We start from the raw sequence: 13,495 nt of genomic DNA on the forward strand, positions 1-13,495 counted from the left end.
GGCATCACTGCTGCAGCTGCGCCCACACCTTATCCAGGCGCTTGCTACTTACCGGGTAAGGCGTGCGCAGCTCCTGCGCGAAGAAGCTCACGCGCAGCTCTTCCAGCATCCAGCGGTACTCCTTCATGCGCGCATCCACAGCGCCCTTGCGCTCTGCCACCAGACGCCAGTAGCGCTGCTCCAGCGGCTGCAGCTCCTTGAGCTTGGCAGCATCGCGGGCTGGGTCGGCGCGGTATTTATCCAGACGGACGGTGATGGCCTTGAGATAACGGGCATAGTGACCCAGCTGCGTCCACGGCGCGATGGCGATGAAGTTTTTGGGCATCAACTTCTGTAGCTGCTCACCCGCGTCTTTCGTGGCTTCTGGCGCATTTTTCGTGTCTTTGATCTTGCGCTGGGCAGCCGCGTATTCCAGCAAAATCACGCCGGACATGCGCGCCACTTCGTTGGCAATCAAGGTCAGACGACCCCGGCCATCTTGCACGCGCTGCTTGAAGTCGGCTTCGTTCGAAGGCAGCGGCTCTTGCAGGAAAGCGCGATCAATGGCCACGTTGATGATCTGCTCGCGCAGCTCTTCCTGCGTGCCCAGCGGCATAAAGGCAACGGCCATCTTCTGCAGATCGGGAATGTTCTTTTCCAGGTACTTGAGCGCATCGCGAATCTGCAGCGCAAAAAGGCGGCGCAGGCCCACTCGATGCTTAGCGGCAGCGGCTTCGGGCTCGTCAAACACTTCAATGCCGACCCCATCACCGTGATCGATCAAGGCCGGGAAACCAATCAGCGTCGTGCCGCCCTTTTTGATTTCCATCAGCTCGGGCAGCTCGCCAAAGCTCCAGTCCTTGTAACGTGCTTCATGCGACTGAGCAGGAGGCTTGCTGGCCTGATTGACGGCCTGTACCTTCTCATTTTTAGGAGCTGCTTGCGCCTGATTTGTCTTGGTTTCAGCCTCTTTTTTGCCAGAATCGCCCTGTTGAACAACGGTAGCAGCTACTTTTAATGAAGCAAGGGCCTGAAACGCTCCACGCGCCTTGGCGCCCCACTCGGCCTTGAGCGCGCCCAGATTGCGGCTTTGGCCCAGCTGGCGACCATGCTCGTCGGTGATACGGAAGTTCATGAACAAATGCGGGCTCAGCATATCGAGCTTGAAGTCCGCACGTTTGACGTCCAGCGAGGTCTCGTCGCGAACCTGCTTGAGCAATGCGTCGATCAGCCCTCCCTGAGCCCAGCGCTCACTCTGGGTGAACAGCTCGGCCAAGCGCGCAGCACTTTCGGGCAGCGGCACAAAGCGGCTGCGCGGGCGCTGCGGCAGACTCTTCAAAAGCGCCTGAATTTTGTCCTTGAGCATGCCAGGCACCAGCCATTCCGCACGCTCGTCACTCACCTGGTTCAGCACAAACAGCGGCACGGTGACGGTCACGCCATCACGCGCATCGCCGGGGCTATGCAGATAGGCGGCGGCGCAGTCCACGCCGCCTAGCTTGACCAGCTTGGGGAAGTTGTCAGTGGTGATGCCAGCGGCCTCATGGCGCATCAACTCATCGCGCGACAGGCGCAGCAGATCAGGGTTGGCCTTGCTCTGGGCGCGGAACCATTGGTCGAAGGTCGCACCGCTGTAGACGTCCTTGGGCAGTTGCTGGTCGTAGAAGGCGAAGATCAGTTCATCATCCACCAGTACGTCTTGACGGCGGCTCTTGTGCTCCAGCTCTTCCACCTTGCGCATCAGCTTCAAGTTGGCAGGCAAGAAATGCCACTTGGTTTCCCACTCGCCCTCCACCAGCGCCTGGCGGATGAAGAGGTTGCGTGCCTCGTGCGGGTCGATGCGGCCATAGCTCACGCGACGGCCGTTGTAGACCACCAGCCCGTACAGCGTGGCGCGCTCCAGCGCCACCACATCGGCCTGCTTTTTGGACCAGTGCGGGTCCAGCATCTGCTTCTTTAAAAGATGACCGCCGACTTCTTCCAGCCACTGCGGCTCAATGGCTGCAATGCCCCGGCCATACAGACGCGAGGTTTCAACCTGCTCGGCCGCCAGAATCCAGCGGCCGGGCTTCTTGCTCAGATGGGCGCCGGGGTGGGCATGAAACTTGATGCCATGTGCACCCAGATAGGTTTCGCTTTCCTCGGCCTTGTAGCCGATATTGCCCAAAAGGCCCGCCAGCATGGAAAGGTGCAGCGCGTCGTAGCCAGCCGCCTCGTTATTGAGCAGCCATTTCTGCTCTTTCACCACCGTCATCAGCTGCGAATGAATATCGCGCCATTCGCGCACGCGGCGGATATTGATGAAGTTCTGGCGCAGCAACTGCTCCCACTGGCGGTTGCTGATTTTGTGGCTGGCGGCTTGCTCCACTTCGGAGGGGTTGAACAGCGCCAGGCGCTCTTCGACCGTGCCTTCGACCTGTGCACCACTGCTGCGCTGGCTCACCGGCAAGAATGCCTGGCTGCGTGTGCTCGGTCTGGATGCCGGTGCGTTTTGCGCCGCCATTTCCTTGCGCGACTGGGCCACCACCTTGCCGCCACGCGCATCCTGTAGCCATTTCCACAGGCGCAGATAGCCGGTGAATTCGCTTTTTTCGTCGTCAAACTTGGCGTGAGCCTGATCGGCCTGCTGCTGCGCTTCCATAGGCCGGTCGCGCACGTCTTGCACCGATATGGCTGCGGCAATGATCAACACCTCGGCCAAGGCCTTGCGGTCGCGCGCTTCCAAAATCATGCGACCCACGCGCGGGTCCAGCGGCAGGCGTGACAGCTCCTTGCCCATAGACAGCAGGTTGCCACGGTCGTCCACCGCGCCCAGCTCAGCCAGCAACTGGTAGCCGTCGGCAATGGCGCGGCCCGACGGCGCTTCCAGAAACGGGAAGTTCACCACATCGCCCAAGCCCAGCGACTTCATGCGCAAGATCACACCGGCCAGCGAAGAACGCAGAATTTCAGGGTCGGTGAACTTGTCGCGGCTGGTAAAGCTCACCTCGTCATACAGGCGAATACAGATACCGTTGGCCACACGACCGCAGCGGCCCGCGCGCTGGTTGGCAGCGGCCTGCGAGATAGGCTCGACCAGCAGTTGCTCCACCTTGCTACGGAAAGAATAGCGCTTAACGCGCGCTGTACCAGCGTCAATCACGTATCGGATGCCGGGAACCGTGAGCGAGGTTTCGGCAACATTCGTCGCCAGCACAATACGCCGACCCGTGTGGCCGTCAAAAATTCTGTCCTGCTCGGCTTGCGACAGGCGCGAGAACAGTGGCAGCACCTCGGCATTGCGCAACACAGGCGAATGCTGCAAATGCTTGCGCAGGTGGTCGGCGGCTTCGCGGATTTCGCGCTCACCAGGCAGGAAGATCAGAATGTCCCCGCCCTTACCGCCTTGCCAGAGTTCGTCCACGCCATCGGCAATGGCGTCGTTCAAATCCTTGTCTTTTTCGCCTTCAAACGGGCGATAGCGCATCTCCACCGGGTAGGTGCGACCGGAGACCATGATGACGGGCGCAGGGCCGTCCTTGTTTTCAAAGTGCTTGGCAAAGCGGTCCGCATCGATGGTCGCCGAGGTGACCACCACTTTGAGGTCGGGGCGCTTGGGCAAGATCTGGCGCAGATAGCCCAGCAAAAAGTCAATGTTCAGGCTGCGCTCATGCGCCTCGTCGATGATCAGCGTGTCATAGGCCTTGAGCAGCGGATCGGTCTGGGTCTCTGCCAGCAAGATGCCGTCGGTCATCAGCTTGACGGAAGCGCCTTTTTGCAGCGTGTCCTGAAAGCGCACCTTGTAGCCCACCACCTCGCCTTGCGGCGTGTTCAGCTCTTCGGCAATGCGCTTCGCCACTGAGGAAGCCGCAATCCGACGCGGCTGGGTATGACCGATCAAATGGCCGCGCACTTGGCCGTTCGCATCGGGCGTGGCGTTGATCTTGCCGCGCCCCAGCGCCAGCGCAATCTTGGGCAACTGCGTGGTCTTGCCCGAGCCTGTCTCACCACAGACGATGATGACTTGGTGGCGGTCCATGGCCTCCATGATTTCCTGGCGACGGCCAGATACGGGGAGCGACTCGGGGAAGGTGATCTTCAAAGGCATAAGGGCTGAGATTATCCCCGCCCTTGGCTCCATGCGCTCGCGATATGTTGATCCGTGCTTGCTGCCGATCCCATTCGCCGGGGCTGAAAGACAAAAAAGCCGCCATCTTTTTACAGATGGCGGCAAGTCCTCAAACTGCAGCGTCAGGACTCAAGCTTGGCGCCGTCAGCGACGCTCCCAGCCTCCCCGGTGCAGCATCCACTGCCCACCTCCACCTGGGCGCCAGGCTGGCTGACGATAGGTATAGCCGGGACGCGCATGTTCGTAATGGCCAGGCCTCCAGACGTGACGGCCTCCTTCCCAGTCCCAGAAACCGCCAATCCAGATGCTGCCAACCACAGGAGCCACGGGAATGGTCTCCACATAGGGCGCTGGCGGCGCGACGCTGGCGGTAATGTCACCGCCATAACCATAGGCCGGTGCGGTTGGTGCCACCACACAACCTGTCAAGGCCACGGCAGTGACCAAGGCCGTCACAGCCCAGACTTGCCGATGGCTGCGGCCAGTGCGCCGACCTTCAAGGTCGACATGAACCAATGTGGGTGCTTGCATGGCTTCAGTCCTTCAAGTAAATGCGTTCTGAAAATAGAGAAACCCATGAATGACAAGTCCATTGTGCAAAACAAACTTAGACCAGACTTAAGCGAATGGAGCGCCCCTCCACCTTCGCTGCGAAGGCACCGATCCCAGTTGCTTCTGCAGACACGAAATTAACGATTTGAACCATTGCCCGCACAAAGCTTTGGCTGAGCTTTACAAGCCCGTCACATTTGATTAACGCCGCATTTCTAGACTGAACCTCATACCTTCTTCTGTCCGAAAAGAACGGAGATCCCCATGGAGCTCAAACGTGCAGTTTTATTGGTCAGCGTCATTTTGCTGAGCGCGGCGTTGAGAGATGTCTTCTTGCCCCGGGAGTGTCTGGAAGAATGGATTGGCCGTTGCTTGGGCAAGATCACTGACCCCGGCAAAACCTGGCACTTGGGCTGAATTGAGAAGAAGCCTTGAACCAGGCGCTCAAATCTGCGCCCTCCCCTGCTCTGGATCATGCTGCGGCATTGAAGGCAATTGAAGCCCTACGCTGAGACCTGCTTCGGACTGCTTGGCCCAGACCTTTCCCCCATGCATCACCGCGATGGCTCTGACAATGGCCAACCCCAGGCCATGGTTTTCTCCGCTATTGGCACGCGCGCCGTCCAGGCGATAGAAGCGATCAAACAAATGTGCCAGCTGATCAGGGGCAATGATCTGGCTGGCATTGGTGATGATCAGCTCGGCCATACTCGGCTCTGCCCCTTTCTGCGCCAGGCCGGATTCAATCCTCACCTCAATGAGCGCTTTGCCCACGCCATGCTGTATGGCGTTTTGCAGCAGATTGCTCATGGCACGCCGCAGCAAGGGGCGCTGCACCATAACTTGAGCATCGCCACTTAAGTGCACCTGCAGGCCGGCATCATCGAGCAGCATCTCAAAGAACTCGACAATCTTGCCCATTTCCTCGGCAAGCGAAACGTGAACAGCGTCATAGGCGCGCGCTCCCTGTTCGGCCCGGGCCAGAAACAGCATGTCGGCCACAATGCCGCGCAAGCGCTCCAGCTCCTCGAGATTGGATTGCAAAATATCACGCAACTCTTGCGCTGAGCGTTCGCGCGACAATGCAACCTGGGTCTGACCAATCAAGTTGGTCACCGGGGTGCGCAACTCGTGCGCCACATCAGCGTTGAAAGTTTCCAGTTGCAGGTAAGTGACACTGAGCCGGTCCAGCGCGGCGTTGATCGAAATGCCCAGATTCAACAACTCCTTGGGCAAGACAGGCAGTTGCAAGCGTTCATTGCCTTGTCCCACCTTATTTTCTCCGGCCTGTTTGCGGCCAATGCGCTGGGTTTCGCTCGACAGTTGCTGCAAGGGCCGCAGACCCAGGCCTGCAATCCAGTAGCCAAGAGCAGCCACAAGCAAAGCCGCCAGCAAGGTCAAACCCAGCACAGCCGTGCGAAAACTATGCAGGGTATTGGCCAAACCGGTGGCATCCATGCCCACCATCAGTTGCACGGCTGGGCGCACATCGTTGGCCGTCAAGTTTGCACCCAATACAGCCACGACCTTCGCCTCACCCGGCACGGTCAGGTGCAAAAGAGTTGATGGCACCCCATTCAATACCGACGATGACAGCTGCTGGGCCACCCATTGGGCGCTGCCTCCGAGGCGGTAGGCTGCGTCCTCGCTCCAGAGCCAATAGCGGTTGCGCCCATCAGCAGCCTGCAAATCCAGTATCTTTTCCTTGGCATGCTCGGCCAGCTGGGGCGAGCGGCTGTGTACCAGCATGTAGCGCAGGTCTTCCATGCGCCCTTGCAACTGCTGCAGCTGGTAATGATCCAGTTCACGCTCCAGCACATGCATCAGGGCTGCGCCCATCAGCACAAAGATGGCCACTGCAGCCAAAGCAAACATGCAGGCCAGGCGCGCCGCAATGCTCCAGCGCTCACCCTTGACGTTGCTGGCCTGCATGGCGTTGGGCTCAAGCGCCATCGCGTTCTTCCAGCACATAGCCCATGCCGCGGATGGTGTGCAGCAGCGGCGGATGAAACGGCGTGTCGATCTTGGCGCGCAGCCGCTTGATGGCCACCTCCACCACATTGGTGTTGCTGTCGAAGTTCATGTCCCACACCAGCTCGGCAATCGCCGTCTTGGAGAGTATTTCGCCCTGGCGCCTGGCCAGTAGTTCCAGCAGAGCGAACTCCTTGGCTGTCAGATCAATGCGCTGGTCGGCACGCACCACCTTGCGCCGGATCAGGTCGATGTTCAGCTCGCCCACGCGCAACAGCGTCTGCTCCTGCGCGCGACCACGCCGCGTCAGAGCCTGCAGCCGCGCCAGCAACTCCAGAAAGGAAAAGGGCTTGATCAAATAGTCGTCCGCCCCGGCACGCAAACCGTTGATGCGGTCGTCCACCCCATCGCGAGCCGTGAGCATGATGACAGGTGTGTTCTTGACGGCGCGCATGGAGCGCAGGATGTCGAAACCGTTCAGACCGGGCAGCATCACATCGAGCACCACCACATCAAAGTCGTAGTTGACCGCCAAGTGCTGGCCGTCGATGCCGTCATGCGCCACATCCACCGTCCAGCCCTGCTCGGTCAGGCCCTGGCACAGGTAGTCGGCGGTCTTGCGTTCGTCTTCGATGATCAGAACTTTCATGGCTTCACCATCGTAGAGGAAGAAGCCGTTGCTGTCGTGTACGGGTTGCGCCCGGCCTTCTGGGCCTTTCGTGCCGCTCTGGCTGCACGTTGGCTCTCCATCCAGTAATGCGCGCGGTCCAGGTACAGATAAATGATGGGCGTGGTGAACAAGGTCAGCAACTGCGAGAGCAGCAAGCCCCCGACCATGGCAAAGCCCAAGGGGCGGCGCAGCTCGGAGCCAGCGCCTTGACCCAGCATCAGCGGCAGGCCGCTGAGCAGCGCGCACATGGTGGTCATCATGATGGGGCGAAAGCGCAGGATACAGGCCTCAAAGATCGCATCGCGTGGCGACATGCCCTGATCGCGCTCCGCGTGCAAGGCAAAGTCCACCATCATGATGCCGTTCTTCTTGACGATGCCGATCAACAGAATGATACCGATCAGCGCAATCACGCTCAGGTCATAACCACCGGCCATCAGAATCAACAGCGCCCCAACGCCGGCCGACGGCAAAGTGGACAAAATCGTCAGAGGATGGATATAGCTCTCGTACAACAGGCCTAGCACAATGTAGACCGCCACCAGCGCCGCGGCGATCAGATAAGGCTGGGTGCGCAGCGAATCACCAAAGGCCTGGGCCGTTCCCTGAAAATTGCCATTGAGCGTGGGCGGCACGCCCATCCGGGCCTGGGTCTGGCCGATCGCATCCACGGCCTGCCCCAACGCATGGCCGGGCAGCAGGTTGAACGAAATCGTCACGGCCGGGAACTGGCCTTGGTGGTTCACGGCCAGATAGCCGGTGTGGCTGGTGTCCAGCTTCACAAACGTGGATAGCGGTATTTGCAGGCCGGTGATGGGCGAGGTCAGGAAGATCTTGTCAAACAGCTGTGGATCTTGCTGCAGCTGGGGTGTGACCTCCAGCACCACGTTGTAGCTATTGAGCTGGGTGAAATACTGCGCCACTTGGCGCTGGCCTACGGCGTCGTTGATGGTGGCGTCCACCAGCGCTGGCGTGATTCCGTAGCTGGACGCCAGATCGCGGTCGATGGTCAGCATGGCCGTGGGGGCGGCGTTTTGCTGGTCCGAGGTGACGTCGGTCAGACCCGGCAAAGCGCGCAGCGCCTCGAGAATCTTCGGCGTCCAGTCATTGAGTTCCTGCAGATTGCTGTCGGTCAACGTGTATTGGTACTGAGCGCTGGCCAGACGCCCGCCCACATTGATGTCCTGCCCGGCCTGCATATACAAGGTCACACCCGGAATATGGGCCAGTTGCGGACGCAGCCGACCAATCACCTGGTCGGCCGTGGCCGTTCGGCCTTCGTCAAGCGGGCGCAGGCCGATAAACATATTGCCGGTATTGAAGGTGCTGGCACCGGCTTGCATGCCGAAGGCTGTCACATCAGGGTCTTTACGCACGATGTCGGCCAGCGCCAGCATGCGCTGGTGCATGGCGTCGGACGAGCTGTCCTGCCCCGCAATCGCCGAGCCAAAAATGTAACCCGTGTCTTGCTGCGGAAAGAAGCCTTTGGGAATCACCGCATACAGCACGACTGTGGCCGCCACCGTGGCGATAAAACTCAGCAAGGTGATGAACTGGTGGCGCAACACCACTTCCAGTCCCTTGCGGTAACCATTCAGCATGGCGTCAAAACCGCGCTCAAACCACATATAGATACGGCCATGGTGCTCGGAGTTGCCGTCGCCGTGGTCGTTGCCGCCCTGTGCGTCCGCAGCATGGCGGGCGCGCAGAAACTTGGCGCACATCATGGGTGTGACAGTGAGCGACACCAGCACCGACACGGCAATGGTGATGGTGACAGTGACCGCAAACTCGCGAAACAGACGCCCCACGATGCCCCCCATCAGCAGCAAGGGGATGAACACCGCCACCAGCGACACCGAGATCGAGATGATGGTGAAGCCGATCTCGCGCGAGCCTTGCAGCGCGGCCTGCAGTGGCTCCATGCCGGCTTCGATGTGGCGGTAGATGTTCTCGAGCATCACGATGGCGTCGTCCACCACAAAGCCCACGGCAATCGTCAAGGCCATCAGCGAGAGATTGTCCAGGCTGTAACCCAGCACATACATCACTCCGGCCGTGCCCAGAATAGCCAGCGGCACAGTGACGCTGGGAATCACCGTGACCATCACATTGCGCAAGAACACGAAGATCACCATCACCACCAGAGCGATCGATAGCAGCAAGGTAAATTCGACATCCTTCACCGAAGCGCGAATGGTCTGCGTGCGGTCAATCAGCGTGTTGACGGTGATGCTGGGCGGAATGCCAGCCTGGAGCTTGGGCAGTGCGGCGCGAATGCGGTTGACCGTGTCGATCACATTGGCCCCTGGCATCTTGGTGATGGCCAGCAAAATGGTGCGACCGTTGACGATGTTCGCCCCCTCGGGCGCAACTGGCCCAGCATAGGCCCAGGCTGCAATCTTGGCGTTTTCTGGGCCGTCCACCGCCACGCCCACATCGCGCACGCGAATCGGTGCGCCGTTACGCCAGGCGAGGATCACGTTGTTCCAGGGCTCAGCCTTGAGCAACTGGTCATTGGTATAGACATTGAAGGCCTGCGTGGCGCCATCCACGGTGCCCGTGGCAGCACTCACCGTCGTGTTGGCAATCACACCGCGAAGGTCCTCCAGGCTCAGGCCAAGGGCCTTGAGCTTGGCAGGATCGGCCTGAATGCGCACGGCAGGTTTTTGCTGGCCAAACACATTGACCAATCCCACGCCGGCGATGCGCGAGATCTGCTGGGCCAGAATATTTTCGGCTGAGTCATCAACCTCGGTAATGGGCAGCACCTGGGACTGCACGCCCAGAATCAAGACCGGCGCATCAGCCGGGTTGATTTTGCGAAAGCTGGGCGGACTGGGCAGGTTCTTGGGCAACTGACCGGTGGCTGCATTGATGGCGGACTGCACATCCAGCGCCGCTCCGTCGATATCGCGGGCCAGATCGAACTGCAAGGTAATCTGCGACATGCCCAGGGAGCTGGTCGAAGTCATCTGCGTCAGACTAGGGATCAGCGAGAACTGGCGCTCCAGCGGTTGGGCCACGTTCGAGGCCATGGTCTCGGGACTGGCACCCGGCAGGCGGCCCGTGACCTGAATGGTTGGGAAATCTACCTGCGGTAGCGGCGCGACCGGCAGCAAGGGCCAAGCCGCGAGACCGATCAGCAGCAAGGCTAGCGCCAGCAGCGAGGTGCCAATAGGCCGTTTGATGAAGGCAGCCGAGATATTCATGATGCATGCCCCTTGTCAGCAGCGCTGCCGGTCGACCCGATGCTGCTGACCTGATCCACGACCTGGGCACCAGGGGTCAGCCGGTACTGGCCATCGGTCACCACGCGCTGGCCAGGCTTCAGGCCCTGACTTATCACCGTCAGCTCGCCGTCACTGTCTCCAGCCACCAGAGGCTGCATCTGTGCCCTATGGTCTTTGTCGACCACATAGGCAAACAGACCATTGCTGCCGCGTTGCACCGCCGCATTGGGTACGACTACCGCTTGGGACGCCATGTCCAGCACCAGCCTTGCCAGTGCCGTCTGGCCAGGCCACAGCTTGTGCTCAGGATTCGCAAAATAAGCTTTAAGCGTGATCGTTCCCGTAGTGGTGTCGATCTGGTTGTTCACCAAGGTCAGCGCACCCGTGGCCAGCAGCGCGCGCGAGCTTTGGTCTTGCGCCTGCACGGCCAGCGTCTGTCCGGTATTGATGGCGCGGTTCACCGCCTGGAACTGCTCTTGCGGCAGGCTGAACTGCAAGGCAATCGGGTCGATCTGGTTGACCACCAGCAAACCGCCCGTGTCTGCGGCATGCACGATGTTGCCAGCATCCACCAGTCTGGCACCCACGCGACCCGCAATCGGCGAGGTGATGGTGGTAAAGCCCAATTGCACCTGAGCGTAATGGACCAGCGCGGCATCGTTTTGCACCGTGGCCTGCAACTGGCGCACCAGGGATTTCTGCGTCTCCAGTGTTTGGCGCGTGGTGGCCTCGTCTCGGATCAGTTCGTTATAGCGCTGCAAATCAGTCTGGGCATTGGTCAGCAGAGCTTCGTCCTTGGCCTTTTGCGCCTGTGCTTGCTGCAACTGGGCCTGGAAGGTACGGGCATCGAGCTTCGCCAGCACCTGACCGGCCTTCACATCCTGACCCTCCTTGAAAGCGACCTGATCGAGTTGCCCGTCGACGCGGGTGCGGATGGTGACCGAAGCCGCAGGCAGGACCGTGCCTATGCCTGTCACCGCCAGCGGCATATCTTGGGTGGTAACCAAAGCAGTGCGCACCGGCACCTTGGCTGCGCCCACCTTGACGGCTGCTGCCGATCCAGTGCTGGCTGCGGACTGCCCATGCCAATGCGGCCAAGCCACCACCAGCGCAAGAGCAGCCGCCACGCCAACCAGGCCCCAGACCTTGCGCGGCACGCACTGTGTTGAAGCAGGCTTGTTGCCCGAGTGGCCTGGCGCAACCACCGGTATTTCATTGCTCATGGTCATTCTCCAGTTCGGTGGTCGGTACGGCCGCCGTTTCCCTCCCAGCGATGGCGCTGCCACATAGGTCGGGGTCCACCGCTGCACTCTTTGGGTGCTTTTCCCCTGCAGGCGGCAGTTGCGCGGTACACCAGCCACCACCCAAGGCCTTGATCAGCGCCACGCTGGCTGCATATGCACGACCCTGCACTTGCAGCGCGGCGCGCTCATTGCTCAGGGCCAGCGCCTGGGCGGTGATCACATTGATATAGGTGACGGTGCCAGCACGGTACTGACTCAACGCCACGCGCTCTGCAGTCTGGGCCGCGGTGCTCGCGCGTTGCTGAGCCGTATATTCCTGCTGCAAGTCATTCATGGCGGCCAGGTTGTCTTCCACCTCCTGAAAACCGTTGAGCACGGTCTGGCGATAACTGGCCGCCGTAACTTCAAAGCTGGCACGCGCATGGGCCAGATTGGCACTGCGCGCGCCTCCGTCGAACAGGGTGCCGGCAAGGGCCAAGCCCAGCGCCCAGACTTTGCCGGGTGCGGCCGCCCAGCTCAGCAGGCCCAGACCCGGGCCGCTGTTACCGCCAGAGGCACTCAGTGTGAGGTTGGGATAAAAGGCCGCTTGCGCCACTCCGATCTGGGCGTTGGCCGCAGCCGCCTGGCGCTCCGCACCGGCGATATCTGGGCGACGCTCCAGTAATTGGGACGGCAAGCCCAAGGGCATGCCGGGCAAACCCGGCAGGACGACGGTCTCATCGGCAGGCAAGCTGAAGTCGGCCGGCGTGCGCCCCAGCAGCACCGCCAGCGCATGTTCGAGTTGCCGTCGCATCAGGTCCACATCCAGCGCCTGGGCCTGGGCGGCGGCCAACGTGCTTTCAGCAAGCGACACTTCGGCTCGCGTGGCCACACCGGCGTGCAACTGGGCTTCGGTGAGCTGGAGCGATTTTCCATAGCCCGCCGTGGTGCGCGTGTACAGCGCTTGCTGGCGATCCAAAATGCGCAGCTGCAAATAGTCGTTGACCACGCTAGCCTGTACAGCCAGTTGCGCCGCTGCCAGATCGGCAGCCGTGGCCTGGGCGGTGTCCTGGGTCGATTCCACATTGCGGCTCACCCGTCCCCAGAAATCGGGTTCCCAGGCTGCACTCAAAGACCAGCTGTGGCTATCACCCAGCGTGCTGCTGCCTGAGCTGACAGTCCTGGCCCTCTGCCCCGCCGCATTGATCCCAACCACGGGGAAGTAACTGGCTTGCGCGCCCTGCACCAGCGTTTGCGCCGCCTGATACTGGGCCTGGGCCTGGGCTACGGTCTGGTTGGCCGCCGTGGCTTGCTCGACCAAGGCATTGAGCCGGCGGTCGCCATAGGCCTGCCACCAGGGCGTGTGCGGATCAGGCGCCGCCGGCATGGCCTGGCGCCAAGGCCCATCTTCCTTGAAGCTTTGCTGGCTGCTGGCGCCATCGGGGGCCTCGGGCCTGACATAGTCGGGCCCCACAGCGCAAGCAGACAAGGCAAACACGGCCAGCACGCCAGACCAGCGGCGCGATTGCCATAGTCCAGCCAACTGAGTTGTCACAGCCTTGCGTGTCCACATAAGCCACCTCACAAGATGAGCTTTACTCTAGGCAACAGAGCCGGTCACTGCGCTGACAGGAAAATGACAAAACCGTCAGTAACTCGATGTTATTGACGGTTGCTATGCTCGGCGCCACTGCATCCTCAGGCTTTGCGCCTGATGGCATCTCCATCGCGCTGTTTCTTTTTTCTACCAGTACTTTTC

The 13,495-nt window shown here is 60.7% G+C and carries 8 protein-coding genes; 1 reads left to right on the top strand and 7 read right to left on the bottom strand.

Features of this window, described 5'->3' with window-relative positions:
* Window positions 1–4: 4 nt before the first annotated feature.
* On the bottom strand, window positions 5–4,066 hold the full coding sequence (gene hrpA / locus CLU84_RS10540) for an ATP-dependent RNA helicase HrpA (RefSeq protein ID WP_099737125.1): 4,062 nt from the start codon (window positions 4,064–4,066) through the stop codon (window positions 5–7).
* 165 nt (window positions 4,067–4,231) lie between these two features.
* A complete protein-coding gene (locus tag CLU84_RS10545; protein ID WP_099737126.1) occupies window positions 4,232–4,618 on the bottom strand; it encodes a YXWGXW repeat-containing protein in 387 nt (128 codons plus the stop codon).
* Window positions 4,619–4,903: 285 nt separating this feature from the next.
* Here CLU84_RS10545 and CLU84_RS22035 point away from each other — a divergent pair, with 285 nt between their 5' ends.
* Entirely contained in the window at window positions 4,904–5,056 is a 153-nt protein-coding gene (locus tag CLU84_RS22035; protein ID WP_158235182.1) for a hypothetical protein, read from the top strand.
* A 27-nt stretch (window positions 5,057–5,083) separates the two neighbouring features.
* Here the strand turns inward: CLU84_RS22035 and CLU84_RS10550 are convergent, their stop codons facing one another.
* The 5 genes from CLU84_RS10550 to CLU84_RS10570 are packed head-to-tail and all read right to left on the bottom strand — an operon-like array spanning window position 5,084 to window position 13,309.
* Window positions 5,084–6,592, bottom strand: coding sequence for a heavy metal sensor histidine kinase (locus CLU84_RS10550; RefSeq protein ID WP_158235183.1), 1,509 nt, complete (start codon window positions 6,590–6,592; stop codon window positions 5,084–5,086).
* Window positions 6,582–7,259 (bottom strand): heavy metal response regulator transcription factor, encoded by a 678-nt coding sequence (locus CLU84_RS10555; RefSeq protein ID WP_099737128.1) that lies wholly within the window; start codon window positions 7,257–7,259, stop codon window positions 6,582–6,584. Before CLU84_RS10555 ends, CLU84_RS10550 begins: the two co-directional genes overlap by 11 nt.
* Entirely contained in the window at window positions 7,256–10,492 is a 3,237-nt protein-coding gene (locus CLU84_RS10560) for an efflux RND transporter permease subunit (protein WP_099737129.1), read from the bottom strand. The genes CLU84_RS10555 and CLU84_RS10560 overlap by 4 nt, the downstream gene beginning before the upstream one ends.
* Window positions 10,489–11,736: an efflux RND transporter periplasmic adaptor subunit gene (locus tag CLU84_RS10565; protein ID WP_099737130.1), complete on the bottom strand. Its 1,248-nt coding sequence runs from the start codon at window positions 11,734–11,736 to the stop codon at window positions 10,489–10,491. The genes CLU84_RS10560 and CLU84_RS10565 overlap by 4 nt, the downstream gene beginning before the upstream one ends.
* Entirely contained in the window at window positions 11,726–13,309 is a 1,584-nt protein-coding gene (locus CLU84_RS10570; protein WP_099737131.1) for an efflux transporter outer membrane subunit, read from the bottom strand. Before CLU84_RS10570 ends, CLU84_RS10565 begins: the two co-directional genes overlap by 11 nt.
* Window positions 13,310–13,495: the final 186 nt, after the last annotated feature.

Source organism: Comamonas sp. 26, from assembly GCF_002754475.1.
Lineage (GTDB): Bacteria > Pseudomonadota > Gammaproteobacteria > Burkholderiales > Burkholderiaceae_C > Comamonas.

Coding starts and splice junctions, on each gene's coding strand:
- hrpA (WP_099737125.1), bottom strand. CDS start 4,066: ATGCCTTTGAAGATCACCTTCCCCGAGTCGCTCCCCGTATCTGGCCGT.
- CLU84_RS10545 (WP_099737126.1), bottom strand. CDS start 4,618: ATGCAAGCACCCACATTGGTTCATGTCGACCTTGAAGGTCGGCGCACT.
- CLU84_RS22035 (WP_158235182.1), top strand. CDS start 4,904: ATGGAGCTCAAACGTGCAGTTTTATTGGTCAGCGTCATTTTGCTGAGC.
- CLU84_RS10550 (WP_158235183.1), bottom strand. CDS start 6,592: ATGGCGCTTGAGCCCAACGCCATGCAGGCCAGCAACGTCAAGGGTGAG.
- CLU84_RS10555 (WP_099737128.1), bottom strand. CDS start 7,259: ATGAAAGTTCTGATCATCGAAGACGAACGCAAGACCGCCGACTACCTG.
- CLU84_RS10560 (WP_099737129.1), bottom strand. CDS start 10,492: ATGAATATCTCGGCTGCCTTCATCAAACGGCCTATTGGCACCTCGCTG.
- CLU84_RS10565 (WP_099737130.1), bottom strand. CDS start 11,736: ATGAGCAATGAAATACCGGTGGTTGCGCCAGGCCACTCGGGCAACAAG.
- CLU84_RS10570 (WP_099737131.1), bottom strand. CDS start 13,309: ATGTGGACACGCAAGGCTGTGACAACTCAGTTGGCTGGACTATGGCAA.